The 23,906-nt window shown below is 74.3% G+C and carries 20 protein-coding genes; 9 read left to right on the top strand and 11 right to left on the bottom strand.

Going from position 1 to position 23,906, the window contains the following annotated elements; all coding sequences use genetic code 11:
• Positions 1-64: 64 nt before the first annotated feature.
• The gene (locus Q5530_RS36475) at positions 65-805 is read right to left on the bottom strand and encodes an MBL fold metallo-hydrolase (protein ID WP_415367471.1); all 741 of its coding nucleotides are present in this window, start codon (positions 803-805) and stop codon (positions 65-67) included.
• A 79-nt stretch (positions 806-884) separates the two neighbouring features.
• Between Q5530_RS36475 and Q5530_RS36480 the strand changes: the two genes are divergently transcribed.
• On the top strand, positions 885-1,436 hold the full coding sequence (locus Q5530_RS36480) for a hypothetical protein (RefSeq protein ID WP_415367472.1): 552 nt from the start codon (positions 885-887) through the stop codon (positions 1,434-1,436).
• 385 nt (positions 1,437-1,821) lie between these two features.
• Here the strand turns inward: Q5530_RS36480 and Q5530_RS36485 are convergent, their stop codons facing one another.
• Positions 1,822-3,006, bottom strand: a complete 1,185-nt coding sequence (locus tag Q5530_RS36485; RefSeq protein ID WP_415367473.1) for an MFS transporter — start codon at positions 3,004-3,006, stop codon at positions 1,822-1,824.
• Between the two features lie 88 nt (positions 3,007-3,094).
• Here Q5530_RS36485 and Q5530_RS36490 point away from each other — a divergent pair, with 88 nt between their 5' ends.
• Both Q5530_RS36490 and Q5530_RS36495 read left to right on the top strand, forming a co-directional pair.
• Positions 3,095-3,796, top strand: a complete 702-nt coding sequence (locus Q5530_RS36490) for an ArsR/SmtB family transcription factor (protein WP_415367474.1) — start codon at positions 3,095-3,097, stop codon at positions 3,794-3,796.
• A gap of 320 nt (positions 3,797-4,116) precedes the next feature.
• On the top strand, positions 4,117-4,485 hold the full coding sequence (locus Q5530_RS36495) for a hypothetical protein (protein WP_380642815.1): 369 nt from the start codon (positions 4,117-4,119) through the stop codon (positions 4,483-4,485).
• A 41-nt stretch (positions 4,486-4,526) separates the two neighbouring features.
• Here Q5530_RS36495 and Q5530_RS36500 read toward each other — a convergent pair whose 3' ends face one another.
• From Q5530_RS36500 to Q5530_RS36510, 3 genes are all read right to left on the bottom strand, one after another.
• On the bottom strand, positions 4,527-5,273 hold the full coding sequence (locus tag Q5530_RS36500) for a Crp/Fnr family transcriptional regulator (RefSeq protein ID WP_415367475.1): 747 nt from the start codon (positions 5,271-5,273) through the stop codon (positions 4,527-4,529).
• Positions 5,274-5,302: 29 nt separating this feature from the next.
• Positions 5,303-5,953, bottom strand: coding sequence for a chemotaxis protein CheB (locus Q5530_RS36505; RefSeq protein ID WP_415367476.1), 651 nt, complete (start codon positions 5,951-5,953; stop codon positions 5,303-5,305).
• 64 nt (positions 5,954-6,017) lie between these two features.
• A complete protein-coding gene (locus Q5530_RS36510) occupies positions 6,018-7,229 on the bottom strand; it encodes a helix-turn-helix domain-containing protein (RefSeq protein WP_415367477.1) in 1,212 nt (403 codons plus the stop codon).
• A gap of 326 nt (positions 7,230-7,555) precedes the next feature.
• On the opposite strand from Q5530_RS36510, the gene Q5530_RS36515 reads away from it, so the two are divergent.
• The gene (locus Q5530_RS36515) at positions 7,556-8,689 is read left to right on the top strand and encodes a YncE family protein (RefSeq protein ID WP_415367509.1); all 1,134 of its coding nucleotides are present in this window, start codon (positions 7,556-7,558) and stop codon (positions 8,687-8,689) included.
• Positions 8,690-8,888: 199 nt separating this feature from the next.
• Positions 8,889-10,292, top strand: coding sequence for a cellulase family glycosylhydrolase (locus Q5530_RS36520; protein WP_415367478.1), 1,404 nt, complete (start codon positions 8,889-8,891; stop codon positions 10,290-10,292).
• 169 nt (positions 10,293-10,461) lie between these two features.
• Here Q5530_RS36520 and Q5530_RS36525 read toward each other — a convergent pair whose 3' ends face one another.
• The 4 genes from Q5530_RS36525 to Q5530_RS36540 are packed head-to-tail and all read right to left on the bottom strand — an operon-like array spanning position 10,462 to position 13,495.
• Entirely contained in the window at positions 10,462-11,313 is an 852-nt protein-coding gene (locus Q5530_RS36525; RefSeq protein WP_415367479.1) for an ATP-grasp domain-containing protein, read from the bottom strand.
• A gap of 25 nt (positions 11,314-11,338) precedes the next feature.
• Positions 11,339-12,781 carry a Gfo/Idh/MocA family protein gene (locus Q5530_RS36530; protein WP_415367480.1) on the bottom strand — a complete coding sequence of 481 codons (1,443 nt, stop codon included), beginning with the start codon at positions 12,779-12,781 and terminating at the stop codon, positions 11,339-11,341.
• A gap of 19 nt (positions 12,782-12,800) precedes the next feature.
• Positions 12,801-13,322, bottom strand: coding sequence for a hypothetical protein (locus Q5530_RS36535; RefSeq protein ID WP_415367482.1), 522 nt, complete (start codon positions 13,320-13,322; stop codon positions 12,801-12,803).
• The gene (locus Q5530_RS36540) at positions 13,322-13,495 is read right to left on the bottom strand and encodes a hypothetical protein (protein ID WP_415367483.1); all 174 of its coding nucleotides are present in this window, start codon (positions 13,493-13,495) and stop codon (positions 13,322-13,324) included. Before Q5530_RS36540 ends, Q5530_RS36535 begins: the two co-directional genes overlap by 1 nt.
• A gap of 304 nt (positions 13,496-13,799) precedes the next feature.
• On the opposite strand from Q5530_RS36540, the gene Q5530_RS36545 reads away from it, so the two are divergent.
• The 4 genes from Q5530_RS36545 (at position 13,800) to Q5530_RS36560 (ending at position 16,719) form a co-directional block, all read left to right on the top strand.
• A complete protein-coding gene (locus Q5530_RS36545; RefSeq protein WP_415367510.1) occupies positions 13,800-14,045 on the top strand; it encodes a substrate-binding domain-containing protein in 246 nt (81 codons plus the stop codon).
• Positions 14,046-14,248: 203 nt separating this feature from the next.
• Positions 14,249-14,986: an STAS domain-containing protein gene (locus Q5530_RS36550; protein WP_415367484.1), complete on the top strand. Its 738-nt coding sequence runs from the start codon at positions 14,249-14,251 to the stop codon at positions 14,984-14,986.
• Positions 14,987-15,112: 126 nt separating this feature from the next.
• Positions 15,113-16,018 (top strand): phenylalanine 4-monooxygenase, encoded by a 906-nt coding sequence (locus Q5530_RS36555; RefSeq protein ID WP_415367485.1) that lies wholly within the window; start codon positions 15,113-15,115, stop codon positions 16,016-16,018.
• A gap of 446 nt (positions 16,019-16,464) precedes the next feature.
• The gene (locus Q5530_RS36560; RefSeq protein ID WP_415367486.1) at positions 16,465-16,719 is read left to right on the top strand and encodes a hypothetical protein; all 255 of its coding nucleotides are present in this window, start codon (positions 16,465-16,467) and stop codon (positions 16,717-16,719) included.
• Between the two features lie 7 nt (positions 16,720-16,726).
• On the opposite strand, the gene Q5530_RS36565 is transcribed toward Q5530_RS36560, so the two are convergent.
• Positions 16,727-19,132 carry a SpoIIE family protein phosphatase gene (locus tag Q5530_RS36565; protein WP_415367487.1) on the bottom strand — a complete coding sequence of 802 codons (2,406 nt, stop codon included), beginning with the start codon at positions 19,130-19,132 and terminating at the stop codon, positions 16,727-16,729.
• Between the two features lie 37 nt (positions 19,133-19,169).
• Entirely contained in the window at positions 19,170-23,744 is a 4,575-nt protein-coding gene (locus Q5530_RS36570; protein ID WP_415367488.1) for a HAMP domain-containing protein, read from the bottom strand.
• Positions 23,745-23,906: the final 162 nt, after the last annotated feature.

Here is a 23,906-nt window from a genome sequence, read left to right on the forward strand (position 1 = left end):
CCGAATTGCGGAGATGCGGCGCATAAACCACCCATCCAGGTGGATTAGAGGTGCCGAAAGCGGGTCAGCGGTTCAGGGCCCGGTCGACGAGGGTGGCGAGGGGCGCGCGGACCAGCTCGCCGTGCCCCGGGGCGAGGGTGTCGGCGGGCAGGTCGCGCAGGCTTGCGACGGCCGCGGTGACACCGGCCTCGGACTCGTTGAACACCGACGGGAGCCGCTGGGCGCCGGTGCCCAGGCGGGACAGCGGGTGGCCGGTGACCAGGGTGTCGCCGCTGAACAGCACGCCGGCGGCCGGCATGAGGTAGGCGGTGTGGCCGCGGGTGTGGCCCGGGGTCGGCACGGCGACGAGGCCGCCCGGCACGTCCAGCGGCACGTGCGGCTCGACCGCGGTGACCTCGTCCAGCGACATCTTGAGGTGGGGCACGACCGCGCGCACGGTCGCGGCGACCCACCGCAGCCCGGCCGGCCGCGTGCACTGGCGCAGCATCCGGGCGGGCGTGATCTGCTCCAGGTACTCGCGGCGGGCGTGGCGGGCCTCCTCGGCGCCGGTCAGGACCGGGGTGCCGAACCGGCGGGTCATGGTGGGGACGCCGCCCATGTGGTCGAGGTGGGCGTGGGTGAGCAGGATCGCCACCACGTCCTCGGGCCGGTGGCCGATCGCGGCGATGGACGCCAGCAGCGCGGCCGAGTCGTTGGGGTAGCCGGCGTCGACGAGCGTGAGCGCCGAGCCGTCGCTGATCAGCGCCCAGTTCACGTTGGTGCCGGTGACCAGGTGCACCTGGTCGTCGACCCGGGTCAGCTCCACGGCGGGGCTCCTCGTGTTCGGCGGGCGGAAGCCGGGCCGGCCTGGGCGCGGCGGCGATCCACTCCCCAACCTAGTATTCGTGAGCATCTCTCACTTGGGACAGGGGGTCGTCGTGGCGAGCAGGACGGACGTGGAGGCCGGTGCGCGCGAGTGGTTCGCCGGGCCGGCGCCCACCGCGGTCGCGGTCCGCGACGAGCGCGGTAGGTCCCACGAGGTCGCCGGGAGCGACCGGTTGCGCGAGATCGAGCGGCGGGCCCGGCTGATCGCGGTCAGCGCCGGCCTGGCCCGCGCCGTCGCGGCGCTGGTGGCGGACCGGGCGGTGCGGGTGCACCAGGTCCGGGTCGACCCGCGCGCGGCGGGCGACGAGCAGGTCATGGCGCTGCGCGTCACCCTGGTCGGCGGGGCGGAGGCGGACGTGCCGGTGTGGCCGGGCGTGCCGCGGCTGCACGCCTACCCGGCGGGGGACCGCGTCGAGATCGCCGGGGAACCGCTGGTGGTGGTCGAACTGCCCGGCGCGGCGCGCGAGGCGGACGGTTGGGTGCCCGCGGCCGCGTTCGCGGAGGCCCTGCGCGACCACGTGGCCGAGGCGACCGCCGGCACCCCGTCGCCGGTGGTCGCGGCGATGGCCTGACCGCCTCGGGCGGTGGGGTGCGCCGACGACAACGCGGTGAAGACGTCACCGCGGCACGGGCCGCCGGCACCACCGCGCGGGAGTTCGTGGACGCCAACGCCGCGCGGTTCGCCGCCCTGCGCGGGCTGCGACCGGTTCCACCGCGAGGAGGAGCCGGCCGGACGGGTGCTGCCCCGGGCACGGCGTCCCGCCGGAGCCGGTGCACGAGCGGACTGGTTCTTCCGGCTCTCCCGGTACGCCGACCGGCTGCCGGAGCTGTTGGGGTCGGGCGGGCTCCGGGTCGAGCCCGCCGCACGGGAGCGCCCGGTTGCGGGCGCGGCTCGGTGAGGGTGGCACCGCGGCACCGCCGGCGCCGGTGTTCCCGCGCCCGGCGCCGTGACGGCTGTCAGGCGGGGCTCGGCTCGCGGCTCCGCTCGGCCCGCCGGGTCAGCGCGGGAACGGCCGCCCCCGCGGCCAGGAACACGGCGGCGGCCAGCAGCCAGCAGCCCGCGTCGAGCGCGGTGAGCCCCACCGTGAAGAACGCCGGGCCGACCATCTGCACGGTCGCCGTGGCGGCCTCGGACACGCCTTGGTAGGCGCCGCGCGACTCCTCGCGCATCAGCGCCAGCGACAGCCGCCAGCTCGCCACCACGTACCCCAGCTCGCCGGCCAGGTGCAGCAGGCCGGCGAGCACGACGACCACCACCCCGGTGGGCCGCCCGACCACCTCGGACGAGGCGAGCAGCACGCACGCCGCCGCCAGTGCCGCGCCGGACACCGCGGCGGTGCGCGCCGCGCGGGACGGGGTGGTCGCCAGGCGGGTCGCGGGCACCTGGAGCAGCGCGACGCCGACCGAGCTGACCACGACCAGCACCCCGCTCAGCGACAGCGGCAGCGACCGGGACGTCCACAGCGGAACCCCGGTGGACAGCATCGCCCAGCACAGCGACAGCACGGCGGTCGCGCCCACCACGGCGAGGTAGGGGCGGTCGCGCAGCGGTGAGGCGGCCCGCCCGGTCGGCCGCCTCGGCACGGGGGCGCGCAGGGCGACCACCGTGAGCACGGCGAAGCTCACCGCGTTCGCGGCGATCGCCGCGTGGTAGGCGGCGGGGTCGTCCAGGGCGAGCACGAGCGCGCCGACGCCCGCGCCCGCCGCGTACCCGACGTGCTGGGCGACGCGTTGCCGGGCCAGGACGGCGACGCGCTCGCCGTCGTCGGCGACCAGGCCGGTGAGCAGCGCGGTCCGGGCCGCGTTGCCGCCGTTGGCCGGGGCCGCGAACAGCACGGTGACCAGGACGAAGGCCCAGGTCCCCTGGGCGAAGGGGTAGCAGGCCATGGCCAGGCCGCGCAGGGTCGTGGTGGCGGCCAGCACGCGGCGCGCGTCGAACCGGTCGGCCAGCGAACCCAGGGGCACCGCCGCGACCAGGCCCACCCCGCCCGCCGCGGCCATCGCGATCCCGACCGCGACCGGCGGCAGGCCGGCGACGCGGGTGGAGTACAGCGCCCAGATCGTGAACCACAGGCCGTCGCCCGCCGCGGACGCGCCGCGCGCCCACATCAGCCGGCGCAGCCAGGTCTCCACCTCACCCACCGCCCACCACCTTTCATAGAATCCTGAAAGGTGACAGTAGGGTTCGGTCATGCTTCACGTCCACCTGAAGGGTGGTAGCGTGGCCGGTGTGGCGGGATGGGTCGATCCGGAGAACCGGGTGGTCGCCGCGGTCACCGCGCTGGCCGCCGAGCTGGCCGACCCCGTGCGGCTGACCGCGTTGCAGCTGCTGGCCGCCGAGGGCCCGCACACCTCCAGCCAGCTGGCCGACGCCATCGGCGTGACCGCGTCCCGGCTGGGCAACCACCTGGCCCGGTTGCGGGAGAAGGAACTCGTCACCGCCGAGCGCGCCGGGCGGCACTCGGTCTACCGGGCCACGCCCGGCTTGGGCGAGGTGCTGGCGGCGCTGGCCCACTACGCGCGGGGCGCGGACGCGGTCGGCCCGCCCGACCGCCCGCCGTCCCCCGCCGACACCGCGCACACCTGCTACGACCACGCGGCGGGCCGGCTCGGCGTCACCGCGTTCGCGACCCTGGTCGAGCGCGGCGCGCTGCGCCCGCCGGACGGCAGCGGCGACGAGGTCGCGCTCGGGCCCGACCGGGACGCCCTCGCCGAACTCGGCGTGGACCCGGCCGCGTTCGCCCCGGGCCGCCGCAAACTCGCGACCGCCTGCCTGGACCGCACCCACCGGCTGCCGCACCTGGGCGGCGTGCTGGGCAAGGCGGTGCTGGACGCGTTCCTCGCGCGCGGCCTCGTGGCCAGGGTGCCGGACAGCCGCGTCCTGACCGTCCTGGCGCCCGACGAGCTGGCCCGGCTGCTGCCGGGGTTCTGAGGCGACGCGGCCGGGCCCGGTCCGCTCCGGCCGGCCGTCCCGGGGGCACCGGCAGCGCGGAGGGGTTCGCACCCCGTCCCGTGGTCGGGCGCGATGACGGTGCCGTGGGGCGGTGTTCGGTCCGGTGTCGACTTCGGACGGACGCCGGACCATGCCTCGAACCGGTGAAACCAGGCAGCGGACGAGTGACGCGTCCCCGACCGGCCCGGGGACTGCGGGTGGCGTGGGCCGGTGGGGCACCGTGATCACCCGATCGGGAAAGGGTCGCGATTGGAATGATGCTGGCGTCGTCGTCCAGCCGCACGGGAGCCGGTAGCCGCATGTCCACCATGACCTGCACGGTCAACACAGCCGTCGCGGAAGCTATGAACCGCTACGGCGCCGGCCTCGACCGCGCCCTGCACGAGCGGGGGCTGCTGTGGGAGATCGACCACCGCGGCGTGCTGAGGGGCGCGGTGCCGCCGTCCTGCTCGACCGTGGAGGCGTTGGAGCGCCTCGTGCTCTGGGCCGCCGCGCTGAACCTGGTGCTGCTGCGCACCAACCCGTCGACGCCGAAGACCTACACCTACCGCGGCGTGGTCGACCACCGGGTGGTGGAGGTGTGGAACAGCGTGCTGCCGCGGGAGGACGGCTGGTTGTTCCGGGCGCTCACGGGGGCCCGGCCGGCGGACTCCCCGCTGGGCGCGTGAGCGCGCGGTGCCGGCCCGTCGCCCGCCTCACGCGCACGGCGTCAACCCGCCTCCGGCCGCTCGCGGACGGGCGGGTACGCCGCGGCGAAGGTGTCGCGGATGACCCGGTAGCACTCGCAGGCGTTGGCCTCCAACCGCGCCCGGTCGGTGATGGTGATGACGCCGCGGCGGTAGCTGATGCACCCGTCCTCGGCCAGCGCGGCGGCGACCTCGCTGACCGAGGCCCGGCGCACGGCCAGCATCTGGGCCAGGAACTCCTGGGTCAGCGGGAACTCGGCCGAGTGCGTGCGGTCGGCCGACATCAGCAGCCACCGCGCGCAGCGCTCCCGGATGTGGTGGCTGCGGTTGCAGGCGGCGTTGCGGGCCAGCTGGGTGAACATGGCCTGGGCGTAGCGCTGGAGCATCCCCTGGAGCGCGCCGTCGAGCACGGCGGCCAGCTCGCGGAACCGGTCGGACCCCACCCGCAGCGCCTCGCCCTCGATCTGGACGGAGCACCGCTCGGTGGGCGGCCCGGCGCCGAGGAACACCGACAGCCCGACCATGCCCTCGTCACCGACCGTGGCCACCTCCACCACCTGGCCGTGCTCCAGCTCGGTCACGATGGAGGCCACACCGGTCAGCGGGAAGTAGACGTGCTCGACCGGCCCGCCGGGGCGGTAGAGGACCTGCCCGAGCGCCAGGTCCACGTGGACGAGGTGGGGTGCCAGCCGGTCGCGGTCCGGCGCGGGCAGGGCGGCCAGGATCCGGTTGCGCGCCATGAGTCCTCCGGGCGTGTCGAGCGCCGTCATCCCGCCTCCGGTGTTCCTGTCGGGTGAAGTCAGGCGGACGTCGTGATCGCCGTGGCCCACGACGGCAACGCCACCCGCAGCAGCCCCGCCGCACCGGGGGCCATGACCAGCGCGACCAGGGCGTGGGCCAGCACGGTCAGCGGCAGCGCGAAGTCCACGCAGCCGGTGGCCAGCGCCGAGCCCGGCATACCGGCGGCCTCGGCGGTGGCCGGGTCCTGGGCCAGCACCCGGCCGCCGGAGCCCTTGACGTGCCGCACGCCCAGCGCGCCGTCGTCGAGCCGACCGGTCAGCACGCCGACGATCAACCTCGGCCCGAACACCGCCGCGGCCGAGGCGAACAGCGGATCGGCCTGCCGGTGTCCCGGCACCGCCGTGATGGACACGGCGCACCCGGCGCCGAACACCGCCGTGCAGCCAGCCGGGACGAGGTGGACCGTGCCCGGTCGCGGCGACTCGCCGTCCCGGAGCAACCGCACCGGCAGCTCCGCCCGCCGGTCCAGCACCTCCGGCAGCCGGTCGTGCTCGCGGACCGGGCGGTGCTGGACCACGACCACGGCGGCGGGGAACGACGCCGGGAGCAGCTCCAGCAGGTGGCGGTAGGCCGTCACCCCGCCCAGGGAGGCGGTCAGGCAGACCAGGTCGAACGCCGGGCCGACCTCGTTCCGTCCGGTACCGAGCACGGGACCATTGTAATGTACGGTACCGGACATACGCATCACGAGCCGTGGCGCGTGGTGTCCGGGATCAGCCCCGGTCTGCCGGTTCGCCCGCGGTCCCGGCGTCGCGGCCGACCGCTCCCCGGTCGAGCCAGGTGTGCAGCGCCCACCACGAGCGCAGGGTGTCGAGCACGGTCGAGCGGGCGTCGGCGGCGAGGTCGTCCAGCGGCAGCGCGGTGATCTCCGCCAGCCGGTCGAGGCGGTACCGGACGGTGTTGGGGTGCAGGTGCAGGGCGGCGGCCGTGTGGCCGAGCCGCCTGCCGTGGTCGAGGTAGGCCAGCGCGGTGCAGGCCAGCTCGCGGTGGAAGTCGTCGGCGGGGTCGAGCCGGCCGAGCGCGCTGTCCACCAGCAGGTCGGCGAGCAGGGGCTGCGCGGCCAGCGCGGTCTCCCCGGCCAGCTCGGTGAGGTGGTGCACGCCGCGCAACCCCTGCCCGGCCGCGAGGGGCAGCGCGGCCGCGCACAGGGCGTGGAGGTCGCGCAGCCCGGCCAGGGTCGCGCTGGGCGCGGCGATCAGCAGCACGTCGGGCGCGAGGTCGTCGGCGCTCGGCAGCCTGCCCGCCAGGCCGGTGAGCCTGCCCTCGACCAGGCCGTAGACGCCGCCGAGGCCGAGCAGCCGCTGCTCCAGGGCGCGGGCCCGGGACGGATCGGTGACGTCGGAGACCACGCAGTGGTAGCGGCCGTCGGGCCGCAGCCCGGCCTGGTGGAGGTCGTCGGCGGGCGGCGGGTCGGGGTCGCCGGGCAGGAGCAGGCCGCGCAGCAACCGGGTGCGCACGTCGCGGGTGGTGCGGGACAGCTGGAGCTCGGCGGTGTGGTAGCCGTTGACGACGTGCCGCTCCAGCGCGCCGGTGTAGCGGTCCAGGTCGAGGACCGCCTCCAGGATCACGTCGTCGGGCACCCCGGCCGCGCGGCTGCGGTCGATGGCGATGCGCACCGCGCGGGTGCGGCCGGCCTGGACGCCGCGCAGCAGGCCGGTGATGGGCACGCCCTGGGCGGCGCGGTCCGCGCCCAGCGCCTCGGCGGTGGCGAAGTCCTGGTCGTCGGGGTGCTCGGGGCGGGCCAGGCAGGCCAGGCCGGTGGCGAGCAGCACCTGGACGTGGCGGCGGTTCTCGGCCTCGGGCAGGCGCGCCACCTCGGGCGAGTGGCTCCGGGCCGCCAGGACCAGCTCGTCGAGGACGCGGTCGTCCCGGGCCATCGCCCTGAGCACCTCGCGGAGCAGGGCGCTCCGGTTCGCTGCGGGCACGGCTCCTCCCGGACCACGGCGTTGTGGCAGGGCCACAACGGGCCCACCGGGTTGTTGGCCGGCCGCCCCTACCACGGGTCCCTCACCCACTGGTTCGCTGTGGCTACCGCACAGTAGCAACGTGGTCGCCCGGCGGGCGACCGCCGCTTCGAGCCTTTCCGCCGCGAACAGAGCCGTTTCGGTTGGGAGCCCTCATGACCAAGACATCGTCGTCCCGCGCCCGACGCGCGCGGTTCCTCGGGTTGCTCACCTCCGGGCTGGTGGCCGCCGGGTTGCTCACCTCCGGGTCGGCCGCCCCGGCGGGCGCCGCGCAGCTGCGGGAGGTGATGTTCGTCGGCAACAACTGGGACGGCACCGCGGACGTCATCGCCTCCAGCGGGGACTTCGCCCGGATCGGGCGGGTGAACATCGTCCCGGACCGGGAGGAGCGATTGCGGGAGATCTACCTCAACCCGGTCAAGCTGATCTTCTTCCTGGGCATCCGCCACGGTCCGGGCGAGGGCCACGACCAGCTCGTCGACGACATGTACACCACGCCGGACGGCTCGGCCGTGGTCGCGTCGCGGCCCAGCTTCGCCGACGTGGTGTCGATCGACCTGGCCTCCGGTCGGGTCAACTGGCGCTTCCCGGTCTCGGGGTTCCGCTCCGACCACATGGCCGTCTCCCCCGACGGGCTGCGGGTCGCGGTGTCGGCCTCGACGTCGAACACCGTGCACGTGCTCGACATCGGCACCGGCCGCGAGGTGGGGAAGTTCGCCACCGGCGACAAGCCGCACGAGAACGTCTTCACCGAGGGCGGCCGGCGCCTGTGGAACATGTCCATCGGGGAGGTCAACACCGACCTCGACGACCCCGGCCTGGACTTCACCAAGGGGGACCGCCGCATCACCGTCGTCGACACCGCGACGTTCCGGCAGTCCCGGGTGATCGACATGCGGCAGCGGCTGGACGCCTTCGGCCGCTCGGACCTGTCGGACTCGGTGCGGCCGGTGGCGTTCACCCCCGACGAGTCCACGCTCTACTTCCAGGTCTCGTTCTTCAACGGGTTCCTGGAGTACGACGTGGCGGGCGACCGCGTCACCAGGGTCAAGGAGCTGCCCAAGAACCCGAACACCAGCGACGACCGCAAGACCTTCGTCAACGACTCGCGCCACCACGGCATGTCCATGAGCCCGGCCGGCGACAAGCTGTGCGTCGCCGGGACCATGGACGACTACGCCACGGTGGTGGACCGCGCGTCGCTGCGCGAGGGACCGCTGGTGCCGGCGGCCAAGCCGTACTGGGCCACGGTCAGCGGCGACGGCCGGGCCTGCGTGATCTCCGAGAGCGGCGCCGACCAGGTCACCGCGATCGACTTCGCCACCGGGCGCGAGCTGGTCTCGGTGCCGGTGGGCGACCACCCGCAGCGGGTGCGGATCGGGCACGTGCCGCAGGGGTGGGCGGGCCCCGCGAACAGCTGACGCGAGGCCGCGCCGCCCCGCCGGGACACGTGCCCGGCGGGGCGGCGCGGCCGTGTCCGGGGCCGCACCGAGCGCTGATCACGCGAAGTTACCGGGTACGACGCTATGTACGTGCACGCGCATCCCGGTGTACGGTCCCCGGTCTAGGAGCGCTCTGGGAGCGCTCCCAGACAGCTGTCGAGATCAGAGGAGGGGCTCAGTGAAGCGCTCCACCGCCGCACTGGCGGCTTCCGCGGTGGTCCTCGGTTCCGCGGTGGCGATGCTGCCGAACGCCATGGCCGCCGCGCAGGGTTGCCGGGTGGACTACACCGTCACGAGTCAGTGGCAGGGTGGGTTCCAGGCCAACGTCAAGCTCACGAACCTCGGGGACCCGGTCAGCGGGTGGTCGCTCGGGTTCACCTTCCCCACCAGCGGGCAGAGGGTGGGCCAGGGCTGGAACGCCACCTGGTCGCAGTCCGGTTCCGCGGTCACCGCCACCAACGTGGACTGGAACCGGTCGCTGGGCACCGGCGCGTCGACCGACCTGGGGTTGACCGGCACGTTCTCGGGCAGCAACCCCGCGCCCACGTCGTTCGCGCTCAACGGCGTGGCGTGCACCGGTTCGCCCACGTCGACCAACACCACCACGACCACCACCACGACGACCACGAACCCGCCGGTCGGGCGCACGCCGGTCGAGATCAACGGGCAGCTGCGGGTCTGCGGCGTGAACCTGTGCAACCAGTACAACCGCCCGATCCAGCTGCGCGGCATGAGCACGCACGGCATCCAGTGGTTCGACAAGTGCTACAACAACGCCTCGCTCGACGCGCTGGTCAACGACTGGAAGTCCGACCTGTTCCGCATCGCCATGTACGTGCAGGAGCAGGGCTACGAGACCAACCCCACCGGGTTCACCAACCGGGTCAACGCCCTGGTGGACATGGCCGAGTCGCGCGGCATGTACGCGCTGATCGACTTCCACACCCTGACGCCGGGCGACCCGAACTACAACCTGGCGAGGGCGAAGACCTTCTTCTCGCAGGTCGCCGCGCGCAACGCCAACAAGCGCAACGTGATCTACGAGATCGCCAACGAGCCGAACGGCGTGAGCTGGCAGGGCATCAAGAGCTACGCCGAGCAGGTCATCCCGGTCATCCGCGCCGCCGACCCGGACGCCGTGGTCATCGTCGGCACCCGCGCGTGGTCGTCGCTGGGCGTGTCCGAGGGCTCCAGCGAGACCGAGGTGATCAACAACCCGGTCAACGCGACCAACATCATGTACGCGTTCCACTTCTACGCCGCCTCGCACAAGGACAACTACCGCGCGACGGTGAGCCGGGCCGCGTCCCGACTGCCGCTGTTCGTCACCGAGTTCGGCACGGTCACCGCCACCGGCGGCGGCGCGTACGACCGGACGAGCACGGCGGCCTGGATCGACCTGCTCGACCAGCTGAAGATCGGTTACGCGAACTGGACGTACTCCGACGCCAACGAGAGCAGCGCCGCGCTCCGGCCCGGCACCTGCAACGGCGGCGACTACAGCAGCGGCAACGTGCTCACCGAGTCCGGTGCGTACATCAAGAGCCGCATCAGCACGCCGGACAACTTCCCGACGAGCTGACCTCGGGGTGACCGGAGCCGGGTCCCGCTGCGGCGGGGCCCGGCTTCCGTCCACCCCGGACCTCCAGGCCACCCCGGACCTCCAGGCCACCCCGGACCTCCAGGCCACCCCGGACCTCCAGGCCACCCGGGCCCTCGGGCCGCCCGGACCCTCGGGCCATCCCCACCACTCAGGCCACCCCGGGCAGCAGGCCGACCAGCGCGGCGGGCGCGATCGTCGACGGCCGGTCGCTGACCTGCCCATCGCCCAGCTCCACCACGCGCCACTCCCCGTCCTCGCGGCGGACCAGGTCGGCGGTGACGAAGGACAGCCCCAGGCCGGCCACGAGGGGCGCGACGCCCCCGAGGTCCGGCGGGGTCGCGGGCAGGTCGTCGGGGGTGTCGGGGTGCGGGCCGACCAGCCGGCACTCGCCGTCGACCCACCAGGTGCGGACCTCGGCGGAGGCGAAGTGCTCGAAGCGGCGCAGGACGAACCCGCCGACCACGTCCTCCCGCAGCTCCCGGAACCGGCTCGCCACGGCCCACGCGGCGTCGGCGTCGGCGAGGTCGGGGATGAAGGCGGCCTCGTCCCAGTGGTGCTTCATCGACTTGGTGTAGTCGCGCAGCACCGCCGGACCGGGGCCCAGCTCGTCGCGCGCCCGGTCGAAACCGGCCCGGTCGTCGCCCGAGGTCCAGGCCGACCGGGGGGTGACCCCCGCCAGGTCGTGGTACCAGCCCGGCAGCTCGTGCGCCCGGCGGTACTGCTCCGGGCCGGTCCACGGCTCCACGCCCCGCCGCCGCAGGGCTTCCGCGAACGCCGCGTACCGCTCGGAGCTCAGCATCCAGCCGCGGTAGGCGGCCACGCCGGCGCCCTCGGGCACCCGGCGCACCGCCCGGTCCGCGTCGCCGTCCGGGTCGGCCAGCGCGTCGTGGTCGACCAGGGCGACCGCCACCCCGGCCGCGCGGGCGGCCTCCGCCTCGGCGGCGAAGTGCTCGTCGGGGCGGCGCGGGTGGAGCACGTCGGAGGGCACGAGCAGCGTCATGGCCCGCATCGTGCCACCGCGGGCGTCACCCGTCCGAGGAAAGCCCCAGGTCGGAGATCCGCACCACCTGCCCGGTCCGCAGCGAGAGGTTGGCCGCGATGCCGACGCCGGCGCTGCGCAGCCCGTCCACCACGCCCGCGCGGCGGCCCAGCGGGTCCGGCGCGGTGCCCGGCCGGAACACGTCGTCGAGCAGGTGGGCGTCACCGCCGCCGTGGGGGCCGTCGCCCTGCGGCACGGGGACCTCCTCCGCCACCGACCAGTGCCGCTGGAGCAGCAGCCGCTCGCCGGCCGGGCGCGGGTTCGCCGTCGAGCCCGACAACGCCGTTCCCGCCGACCCCGCCAATCGCGACGTTCCCGACAACGCCGACCCCGCCGCCGACGACACCCCCGGGGCCCGCCGGTCCGGCGTGGCGCTCGGGTCGACCGCCGGCCTGCCGACCACGCCGGCGGCCCCGGCGGGCAGCACGTGCCCGCGCTCCACCACGTCCAGCTCCACCCGCCCCTCCGTGCCGTTCACCGCGACCCGGTAGCCCTCCCACGGCGAGTGGGCGTTGAGCGAGTAGCTCAGGGACGCGCCCGAGCCGTACCCGACGACCACCGACAGGTTGTCCTCGGTGGTGATGCCGCCGCTGAAGACGTCCCGGTCGCGCAGGTACCCGTCGTCCGCCTCGGCCTCCAGGTAGAGCCGGCGCAGCACGTCGTCGGCGGCCAGGTCGAGCGCGAACGGGTCGCGGTCCGCGCCCGGCGCGCCGGTGGAGCGCTCCGGCCGCGCGCCCAGCCCGCGCCGGGCGGCATTTCCGGCGCCGTAGAAGCGCAGGCCGCCCAGCGCGAACACGGTGCGCGGCACGTCGTGCAGCCACCAGTTGACCAAATCGAAGTGGTGGCTGGCCTTGTGCACCAGCAGCCCGCCCGAGTGGGCCTTGTCCCGGTGCCAGCGGCGGAAGTAGTCGGCGCCGTGCACGGTGTCCAGCACCCACTCGAAGTGCACCGAGGTGACCTCGCCGACCGCGCCCGCCGCGATCAGCCTGCGCACCTCCTCGTTGCGCGGCGAGTAGCGGTAGTTGAACGTGACGACCAGCTCGCCGCCCGACTCGCGGACGGCGTCGGAGATCGCCCGCGCGCCCTCGGCCGTGGTGGTCAGCGGCTTCTCCACCACGACGTCGCAGCCGGCCCGCAGCGCCGCGACCGCGTAGTGGTGGTGGGTGGCGTCCGGGGAGGTCACGATCACCGCGTCCGGCCGCTGCTCGCGCAGCAGGTCCGCGAACCGCTCGGGCGCGTAGCGCGCCGGGGCGTGCCCCAGGACCGCGTCGTAGTAGGCCATCCGGGTCGGGCTCGGGTCGCACCACGCCACCACCGCGCCGACGTCGGCGTACTCGCCGGCCAGCGCCTCGACGTACAGGGCGGCGCGGTGCCCCGCGCCGACGACGGCGTAGCGGCGCCGGGACCGCCCACTGGAGTTGGACCGCACTGCGTTTCCTCCGAACCGCTCAGGGTGCCTGGACCAGACCTTCGTGCCGCACGGGCCAACCGTCGGGGAACCCGGGGCGCGGCGGACCGCCGTCCCAGCCCGCGGCCATCAGGGCGACCGCGGCCGGCAGGCCGCCGTTGCCCGGCAGGTACGCCGGGAGCCGCGCGGACCGCCGGTTGTGCCCGTTGGGCAGGTAACCGTTCTTGGGCGAGTCCAGCAGCAGCGCGTCCACCGCGGCGCGGGGCTCGCCGAGCCTGGTCGCGGTCATCGCCACGGCCGGGAGGTGGATCGGGTGCGGTTGTTGCCAGAGCAGGAAGGTGCCGATGGGGCTGGGGCTCTCCGCCCGTCCGGGCCGACCTGCTTGGGCCACCGCGCGCCCCGGTAGCCCTTGCCCGCGCGCGGTCGCGCGGGCGAGGCCGAGCACCCGCGGGTACCAGTCGAGCGCGCGCACCAGCAGTTCCGGGCGGCCCCACAGGGGGAAGTGGGCGCCGTGCCACCAGTGCATCTCCAGGTGGAACCGGCCGCGCCGGCTGTTGGCCATCAGCCGCCGATCGCCGCAGTGACCTCGTCGATGAACACCACCTCGGCCCGCCGGTCCTCGTCCAGCGGCCCGGCGATGCCCTCGCGGATGCGCGGCACGGGTCGTCGCGGTGGCGACGCCGGCCGGGGGGCCGCGGGCACGCCGTCCGCCCCTCCTCCCCCGGAACCCGCCATGCGCCCTCCTCGGCGACGTCTCCTCGACCGCCCAGCCCGTGGTCCACGCCACACCAGGCGGGAAACCGCTTTCTACCGCGCTGTCGAAGCGGGTGTCAATCGCTGCTCCGGAAGGTTCGAGGTAGGCGTCTCACCACGTGCCGCACGACTGTGAACAGGTCCGACGAGTTCCGCAACACGCCCGGCGACGGCGCCGGCCGACCGGGTCCGGGCCACCGCGACCGCGCTGGGCCACGAGCCGGACCCGCACGCGCGCAGCCCGGCGCTCGGCCGCACCACCACGGTGGGACTGCCGGCGCCCGGGGTGGCCCGGCGCTGCGACGGCCTGGTGGCGCGCGGCGCGCTCAGCGGGCTGCATGAACCGGGAGTCGCGGTGCCCGACCGGGTCTCGATCGCCGGGTTCGACGACATCCCCTTCGCCGGGTACGCCACTCCCCCGCCGACCACCGCGTCGGTGCGGCTGGCGGTGCGGCGCGGCACCGGGCGACCAAACGGACAAAAGGCTGATACCGCAATGAATTCCAGGCCCGGGAACCGCGACACCGGGTGAGGACGGCGGGGTCGGCGCTGGCGGGTAAGTTCGCCGTTCGGGTGAGAGTCCAGGGCGGTTCCTACTCATCGGTTGCCTGCTAATGGGTGACTTGGGCCCGGGAGCAACACACGGGCGGTGACATGTCCCCGACGACGGGCTATGACGGGGGGAGGAGTTGGCCAGGGGGATCGAACAGCCAACCGGCCATGGGCGGAGAGCGCGTGACGACCGACACCGACCTGTCGCTGCGAGCGGTCACGCGCGGCGACGTGGTGCTGCTGTCCCCGGTGGGGAGGCTGGACCTGTCCACCTACGTCGGCATGCGCGACGGGTTGCTCAAGCACGTGGCGGAGCAGCCGCACGCTGTCGTCGTCGTGCTCGGCCCCGACCTCGAACTGGGCAGCGACCCGCTGGCCAGCGTGTTCGCCGCGGTGTGGATGCGCTGCTGCCGCTGGCCGGGCGTGCCGCTGCTGCTGGTGGCCACCGCCGAGCGCCACCGCAGGATGCTGGAGCGCACCGGGCTGGCCCGCTTCGTGCCCTGCCACGAGCGGCTGGACACCGCGCTCGCCGTGGCGACCGCGCCGACGCGGCGGCACCGCAACGAGATGCAGCTGCCCGCCGACACCGACGCGCCGCACCTGGCCCGCGACTTCGCCCGGCGCACCTGCCTGAAGTGGGACCTGCGCCAGGCGAGCCCGCGCACGGTGCTGCTGGCGGGCGAGCTGGTCGACATCACCCGGGCGCACACCAGCTCGGCCCTGGTGCTGCGCATCGAGCGGTTCCCCGACCAGCTCACCGTCGCCGTCCGGCACGCCGGCCCCTCGCCGCGCGGCGCCCCCCACCGGCTCGACCTGACCCGCGTCCACCGGCTCAGCACCGCCTGCGGCAACACGCCCACGCTCGACGAGGGCCGCGTCGTCTGGGCCGCGATCACCCTCCGCTCCGGCAGCCGGGCCTGACGAGCCGCGCCGGTCGGTGCCGGGACGCCCCTGAGGCCACCCACCCCGGTGAACCGCCGGTCACCCGACCGGGTCCACCCGGCCGGACACCGCGTGGCGGGGGCCCGTCCGGGTAGGCCCCGGGACATGAGCATCAACACCACGATCCGGCCGGGACGCGCGCCGGTGACCCCGGACGGGCAGCTCGGCCCGGTCCGGCGGCACCCCGGGTTCGGCGACCCCGCCTACGTCCGGCGGCGCAACGCCTTCGTGGCCCTGGCCGACGGGCTCGAGGTGGGCGAGCCGTCACCGCCGGTCACCTACACCGAGCAGGAGCACCTGACGTGGCGCCGGGCCCACGCCACGCTGCTGGAGGTCCACCGGGACGCGGTGTGCCGGGCCGTGCTGCGGGCGCGCGACGCCGCGCCGATCCCGGCCGACCACGTGCCCCAGCACGCCGAGGTGGGCGACCGCCTGGACGAGCTGACCGGGTTCCGGTTCACCCCGGCCGGCGGTCCGGTGCCGGTCAGGAGGTTCCTGGGTTCCATGGCGCGCGGCTACTTCCACGCGGTGCAGTACGTGCGCCACCCGGCGATGCCGCTCTACACGCCCGAACCCGACGTGCTGCACGACGTGTTCGGGCACGGCACGCACCTGGCGTCCCAGGCGTTCGCCGGGCTGTACCGGCGGTTCGGCGCGGCCGCGGCCCGGGTGGCCGACGAGGACTCCCTGGACCTGCTCAGCCGCGTGTACTGGTTCAGCCTGGAGTACGGCGTGGCGATCGAGGACGACGAGGTGAAGGCGTACGGCGCGGCGCTGCTGTCGTCGTACGGCGAGCTGCGGCACCTGCGGCACGCCGACATCCGTCCGTGGGACCTCGCGGCCGTCGCCGGCCAGGCGTACCAGGCGGCGGGCTACCAGCCGGTGCTGTACGCGGTCCGCTCGCTCGACCACCTCGCGGCGGAGCTGCGCGCGTTCCTCGACGACTTCGACGGCACCACCCGCGCCCGCCTCGGCCTGCCCGCGCTCGCCGAGCGCGGCCCGACGACCTGACCCGTCAGGGCCCGCGCGCTCTCGTGGGCCGGCACGACCGCTTGGACGCGGTCGCGGAGCCCCAGGACGCCCTGACCGGCCGGGCCGGGTGCGGTGACCAGGCGGTTGCGCACGTGGACGGCGCCGCCGGACCGGGTCAGGCCCACGCCGTGCAGCGCCACGAGCACCGCCCACTGCCCCGGCGTGAACAGGCTGCCGGTGCTCGCCCCGATCCCCACCTCGACCGCGTGCGCGGCTCCGCGGGCGACCAGCAGCGCCGCCCACGCGGGCGCGGACCGCCGCCGTCGCCACAGCACCGGCGCGCTCCGGCTCGCCGCCGGCGCCGCGGCGATGAGCAGCCGAGCCCGCCAGGACCGGTCGTCGGGCAGGGCGCCGCGCGCGAGCACACCCAGGTCGAGGGCGAACGGAGCCCTCGATCACCTCCCGGATCGGGGATCATGTGGGCCATGCTGGAGTTCAACGAGGACAACGGGTCCTACGAGTGGTGGATCACCACGCACCCCGAGCAGTTCGTCCTCGACGCCGAGCACACCCTCGACCCGGACGACATGGCCCTGCACCGCGTCACCTGCCGCGAGGTCAGCGGCCCGCCGCCGGTCAGCGGCTCGTGGCTGGGCGACCGGGTGAAGATCTGCGGCACCCGCCGGGAGCTGGAGCAGCGCTACCCCACCGCCCGCCCGTGCGGCCGGTGCCTGCGGTAGGGCGCGCTCAGGCCAGCTTCACGCCCACGATGCACGTGTCGTCGTCGGTGTCGGCCGGGCTGCGGTCCAGCAGGTGGTCCAACCGCCGCTCCAGCGACCCCTCGTACCCGGAGGCGGCGGTGAGCAGCCAGTCCAGGCACTCGTCGAGGTCGGCGTCCCGGCGCTCGATCAACCCGTCGGTGTAGAGCAGCAGGGTGTCGTCGAGGTCCAGGACCACCTCCGCCTCGTCGTAGTCGGCCTCGGAGATCGCGCCCAGCATCACCCCGCGCGGGTTGGGCAGCGCGTCGGCCCGCCCCTCGCGCACCAGCACGGGTGGCGGGTGGCCGGCCCTGGCCCAGCGCAGCACCCGCGTGTGCGGGTCGTACAGCGCGCACACGGCGGTGGCCAGGATGTTGTCGGTCAGGTGGTGCGCCACGAGGTTGAGCCAGCACAGCAGCTGCCCCGGCCCCGCGCCGGTCGCGGCCAGGCCGCGCAGCGCGTTGCGCAGCACCACCATGCCGGTGGCGCCCTTGATGCCGTGCCCGGTGATGTCGCCGACCGACAGCAGGATCTGCTTGGACGGCAGCACGACCGCGTCGTACCAGTCGCCGCCGACCAGGTGCTCCTGCTCGGCGGGCCGGTAGCGCACCGCGATCTGGAGCCCGAACGCCTCGATCGACGGCTGGGTCAGCGGCATGATCGCGCGCTGGAGCTGGAGCGCCAGCCTGCTCTGCTCGGCCGCCTGCTGCTCGGTGTGCGCGAGCTGGTCGCGGGTGGCCGACAGCGCCACCTCGGTCCAGTGCTGCGCCGACACGTCCTGGTAGGCGCCGCGCACGGCCAGCAGGCGGTCGCCGGCCAGCACGGGTTCGGCGACGACCCGGATGTGGCGGACGATCCCGTCCTGCCGCTGGAACCGGAACGAGGTCGAGTCGGGGCGGCGGTGGTGCAGCACGGTGCGCAGGAACCGGGTGATGGTGGCCGTGTCGTCGGGGTGGCAGTACCCGGCCAGCGCGGACAGCGGCACCGGGTCCTCGACCGGGTCGAGGCCGTAGAGGGCGAACAGCTGCCGGTTCCAGGTGATCCGCCCGCCGGCCACGTCCTCCTCGAAGCCGCCGATGCGCCCGAGGCGCTGCGCGTGGTGCAGCAGGTTCGCCAGCCGGGTGGTCTCGTCCTCCACGCGCCAGACGACCAGCACGCTGTCGCCGTGCCTGCTGATGCCCACGCCCGCGGTGAGGACCAGCGGCACCTGCTCCACCAGCGCGGTGAGCGCCATGCGGTCGCTGCGGAACGGCTCGCCGGTGGCGTGCACGTGCTCGACCTTGTCGAACAGGTCGCCCTCGCCCGCGGCCAGCGGGTACGCCTCCAGCAGCAGCATCCCGGTCACCGAGCTGCGCGGCCGGCCCGCGAGGTCGACGAACCGGTTGTTGACGTGGTGGATGCGGAAGTCGAGCAGCGCGCCGGTCGGCGACAGGTGCGGGCGCAGCACCAGCGCGGGGTCGAGCAGGACCTCGGCGAGGTCGACCAGCTCGTCGGCCACCGGGCTGTCGGCGTCCGGCTCGCCCGCGGCCGTGGCGTCCAGGGTGTGGGCGCACAGCTCGGCCAGCGCCTCGACCTGCCGCAGGATCCGCGGCGGCTGCGGCGGCTGCGGTTCCGGCCAGCAGATCTCCAGCACGCCGACGACGCGACCGCCGGACTCGGCGGGCGCGGCGACCCGGGCGCCGTGCAGGTCGTGGTGCCCGACCGAGGGCAGGCCGGACTCGGTCAGCCCCGGGATCCACACCGTGGTGCGCTCGGCGAGCGCCCGCCGGGCCGGGGTGGCGATGCCGGGCGGCACGTACCGCCAGCGCCTGGCCTCCTCGGTGGCGAACCCGGCCGAGCCGCGCAGGGTCAGCGACGCGTCCATCGCCGCCGACCAGATGGCGACCGCGGTCGCGCCCAGCGGCGCCAGCGCGTGCTCCAGCAGCGACTCGGCCACGGCCTGGGTGTCGCCGGCGGCCAGCGCGCCGCTCTCCGCGGTGCGCAGCCGGACGGCGGCGGACCGGCCGGCGGCGGACCGGCCGGCCCCGAACCCACCGGGCCCGGACCCGCCGCCGGTGGCGGACGGCGGCGCGAGCAGCTCGCCCGCCGCCTCGGTGAACCGGTCGCGCGACGCCTGGTCGACCACGTCCGCGGCCAGCTCCAGCTGGCCGAGACCGGCTTGGTCGGCGAGCAGCGCCAGCTGGCGCGCGGCTTCCGCCGGGCCGCAGCCCAGCCGTTCGACGAGGACGCCCTTGGCCATCTCGATGAGCGCGCGGCCGTCGGCCACGGCGTGCGCCTCCCGCACCTCGCGGGACAGCCGCTCGACCGTGGCGGCGAGCCGGGTCAGGCCGGCGCCGGCGACCGCGGTCCGGGGTTGGGCCGCGGTCGCCCGGTGGTCCGGGGCGTCGGTCGACAAGCGGGATCTCCTCGGTCGGCGGGCGGTGGAGCGGTGTTCAGCGGTCCAGCCAGCGCTGCATGCAGTTCACCAGGTCGTCGGAGTCCACGGGCTTGGTGACGTAGTCGTTGGCGCCCGAGTCGAGGCTCTTCTCCCGGTCGCCCGGCATGGCCTTGGCGGTGACGGCGATGATCGGCAGGTCGGCGTGCTCGGGCATGGCGCGGATCGCCGTCGTGGCGGCGTAGCCGTCCATCTCGGGCATCATCACGTCCATCAGGACGAGGTCGACCTCCGGGTTCGCCGACAGCGCCTCGATGGCCTCGCGGCCGTTCTCGGCGTGCAGCACGCTCACCCCGTGCAGCTCCAGGATGCTGCTCAGGGCGAACAGGTTGCGCGCGTCGTCGTCGGCGATGAGCACCGTCCGCCCGGCGAGCCGGCCGTTGACCGGGCGCGGCGCGGGCTGGTGGTGCGCCGGGTCCTCGTGGCGCACCAGCGGCAGCACCGCACCGGGCACCTCCGCGGTCAGGTGCAGGGCGATGCGCTCGCGCAGCTCGTCCAGGCTGGACAGCAGCTCCAGCGGCCGGTCGACGGGGCGCGACTGGAGGCGCCGCTCCTGCTCCGGCGCCAGCCGCCGGTTGTTGTGCGCCAGCACCGGCACGTTGCCCAGGCCGGCGTCGCCGTCCATGGCCTCCAGGAACTCCAGCGCCGCGCCGTCGGGCATGTCCAGCTCCAGCACGACGCAGTGGCACGCCTCGGCGGCCAGCACGGCCGCGGCCTCCTGCGCGCCCACCACGGTGATGACCTCGACCGGTCCCCGCGGGTCGTTGCTGTCGGCCAGGTCGGTGACCGCGCTCTGCGCCACCAGGGACAGCAGGCCCTGGGGCCGCTCCTCGATGACCAGCAGCCGGCGCTGGTGCGCCGGTCCGCCCGAGCCGCCCTCGGCCGGGGCCGGGTGCTCCGCCACGGGCAGGGCGGCGGGCGACGGCACGCCGCCCGCGGTGGGCAGCTCCTGGAACTCGGGGCGCGCCACCGGCAGGTAGAGGGTGAACGCGCTGCCCTTGCCCAGGGTGCTCTCCGCGGTCACCACGCCGCCGAGCAGGTAGGCGATCTCGCGGCTGATGGACAGGCCCAGGCCCGTGCCGCCGTACTTGCGGCTGGTGGTGCCGTCGGCCTGCTGGAACGCGCCGAAGATCGACTCCAGCTGCTGCTCGGCGATGCCGATGCCGGTGTCCACCACGCGGAAGGCGATGGCCTGGCCGTGCCGCTTCACCGGCGCGGGCAGCTCGGCCGGGTCGGCGGGCTCGATGCGCAGCTCCACGCTGCCGGTCTCGGTGAACTTCACCGCGTTGGACAGCAGGTTGCGCAGCACCTGCCGCAGCCTGCTGTCGTCGGTGAGCAGCTCTGCGGGCACGCCGGAGCCGGTGGTGATGCGGAAGCCGAGGCTCTTCTGCGTGGTCATCGGCCGGAACGTGGCCTCGACGTAGTCCAGCAGCTGCCGCAGCGGCACTCGCTCGGGCGTGATGTCCATCTTGCCCGCCTCGACCTTGGACAGGTCGAGGATGTCGTTGATCAGCTGGAGCAGGTCGGAGCCCGCCGAGTGGATGATGCCCGCGTACTCGACCTGCTTCGGGGTGAGGTTGCGGGTCGGGTTCTGGGCCAGCAGCTGGGCCAGGATGAGCAGGCTGTTGAGCGGGGTGCGCAGCTCGTGGCTCATGTTGGCCAGGAACTCCGACTTGTACTTCGACGCCAGCGCCAGCTGCTTGGCGCGGGTCTCCAGCTCCTGCCGGGCCTGCTCGATCTCCAGGTTCTTGGTCTCGATGTCGCGGTTCTGCTGGGCCAGCAGCGCCGCCTTCTCCTCCAGCTCCGCGTTGGAGTCCTGGAGCTGCTCCTGCCGCTTCTGGAGCTCGCCGGAGCGGGCCTGGAGCTCGCCGGCCAGGCGCTGGGACTCCACCAGCAGCTCGTCGGTGCGGGCGTTGGCGACGATGGTGTTGACGTTGACGCCGACGGTCTCCATCAGCTGTTCGAGGAAGTCGCGGTGGATCGCGGTGAATTGGTGCACCGAGGCCAGCTCGATCACGCCCAGCACCTGGTCCTCGACCACGATGGGCAGCACCACCAGGTTGATGGGCGCGGTCTGGCCGAGGCCGGAGGACACCGTGACGTAGCCGGGCGGCACGTCGTCCACGGCGATGGTGCGGCGGCTGCGCGCGGCCTGCCCGACCAGGGACTGGCCGAGCCGGAAGCGGGTGGGCCGGGTGGCCACGTGGTCGTCGGCGTCGGGGCGGCCGTAGGAGGCGATCAGGTGCAGCTCCGGCTCCTCGTCCGCGTCGTCGGCGAGGTAGAACGCGCCGTACTGGGCGGAGACCAGCGGGGCCAGCTCGTCCATGATCAGCTCGGCGACCACGGCGAGGTCGCGACGGCCCTGCATGAGCCCGGAGATGCCGGCCAGGTTGGTCTTGAGCCAGTCCTGGTCCTGGTTGGCCTTGGTGGAGACGCGCAGGGACTCCACCATCGAGTTGATGTTGTCCTTCAGCTCGGAGACCTCGCCGGAGGCGTCCACGGTGATCTGCCGGGTCAGGTCGCCGGACGCGACCGCGCTGGTGACCTCGGCGATGGCGCGGACCTGGCGGGTGAGGTTGCCGGCGAGTTCGTTGACGTTCTCGGTGAGGCGCTTCCAGGTGCCGGAGACGCCCTCGACCTCGGCCTGGCCGCCGAGCTTGCCCTCGGTGCCCACCTCGCGCGCCACCCGGGTGACCTCCTGGGCGAAGGCCGAGAGCTGGTCCACCATGGTGTTGATGGTGGTCTTGAGCTCCAGGATCTCGCCGCGCGCGTCGACGTCGATCTTGCGGGTCAGGTCGCCGTTGGCGACGGCGGTGGTGACCTGGGCGATGTTGCGGACCTGGTTGGTCAGGTTGTTCGCCATCGAGTTGACGTTGTCCGTCAGGTCCTTCCACGTGCCCGCCACGTTGGGCACCCGCGCCTGACCGCCCAGGATGCCCTCGGTGCCCACCTCGCGCGCCACCCGGGTCACCTCGTCGGCGAACGCCGAGAGCGTGTCCACCATCGTGTTGATCACGCCGGCCAGCGCGGCGACCTCGCCCTTGGCCTCGACGGTGATCTTCTGCGACAGGTCGCCGCGCGCCACCGCGGTCGCCACCTGCGCGATGGACCTCACCTGGCTGGTCAGGTTGGAGGCCATCACGTTGACGTTGTCGGTGAGGTCCTTCCAGGTGCCCGACACACCGCGCACGGTGGCCTGGCCGCCGAGGTTGCCCTCGGTGCCGACCTCACGGGCCACGCGCGTGACCTCGTCCGCGAACGCCGACAGCTGGTCCACCATCGTGTTGATGGTGTCCTTGAGCTCCAGGATCTCGCCGCGCGCGTCCACGCGGATCTTCTGCGACAGGTCACCCCGCGCCACCGCCGTGGTCACCTGGGCGATCGACCGCACCTGCGCGGTCAGGTTGTCCCCCATGACGTTCACCGACTCGGTGAGGTCCTTCCAGGTGCCCGAGACGCCCTTGACGTCCGCCTGACCGCCCAGCCGGCCCTCGGTGCCGACCTCCCGGGCGACGCGCGTGACCTCGTCCGCGAACGCCGACAGCTGGTCCACCATCGTGTTGATGGTGTTCTTCAGCTCCAGGATCTCACCGCGCGCGGTGACCGTGATCTTCTGCGACAGGTCACCCCGCGCCACCGCCGTGGCGACCTGGGCGATGGAGCGCACCTGCGCGGTCAGGTTGCCCGCCATGAAGTTGACGGAGTCGGTGAGGTCGCGCCACGTGCCGGAGACGCCCTTGACGTCCGCCTGACCGCCGAGGATGCCCTCGGTGCCGACCTCGCGGGCCATGCGGGTGACCTCATCGGCGAACGAGGACAGCTGGTCCACCATCGTGTTGATGGTGTTCTTCAGCTCCAGGATCTCGCCCCGCGCGGTGACCGTGATCTTCTGCGACAGATCGCCCCGCGCCACCGCCGTGGTCACCTGGGCGATGTTGCGGACCTGGTCGGTCAGGTTGCCCGCCATGAAGTTCACCGAGTCGGTCAGGTCGCGCCAGGTGCCGGCGACGCCCGGCACCTGGGCCTGCCCGCCGAGCCGGCCCTCGCTGCCCACCTCGCGCGCCACACGGGTGACCTCGTCCGCGAACGCCGAGAGCTGGTCCACCATCGTGTTGACGGTTTCCTTCAGCTCCAGGATCTCGCCGCGCGCGTCCACGTCGATCTTCTGCGACAGGTCGCCCCGCGCCACCGCGGTGGCGACCTGGGCGATGTCGCGGACCTGGCTGGTCAGGTTGCCCGCCATGGCGTTCACCGATTCGGTGAGGTCCTTCCAGGTGCCGGACACGCCGGGCACCTCGGCCTGGCCTCCCAGCCGGCCGTCGGTGCCGACCTCGCGCGCCACGCGCGTCACCTCTGAGGTGAACAGCGACAGCTGGTCGACCATGCCGTTGAAGACGGTGGCGATCTCGCCGAGCAGGCCGTCCGCGTCGTCGGGCAGCCGGGTGCCGAAGTCGCCGTCGCGGACCGCGGTCAGCCCGGCGAGGAGCTGCCGCAGCTCGGGCTGGTCCACCGGCGTCGCCTTGCCGGAGGCCCGTCTCGCGACCGCGGTCCCCTTGGCCGTCGTCTCAGCCATGCCACCCTCGTTCCTCGCGACTCCAGCGCAGAGCAGCGACAGGCGCCCGCTCGTGGTTGAACGGGCGCCTGTCGTCCGCGACACGGTACACGCCGTCACGGGCGCCGTCGGCGGGTGACACGCGGTTCGCCGAAGGGGTCGGGAAGGGCGTCGGCGGGGTGT

It is taken from the genome of Saccharothrix sp. BKS2, from assembly GCF_047689505.1.
In the GTDB taxonomy this organism is placed as follows: domain Bacteria; phylum Actinomycetota; class Actinomycetes; order Mycobacteriales; family Pseudonocardiaceae; genus Actinosynnema; species Actinosynnema lopnurensis.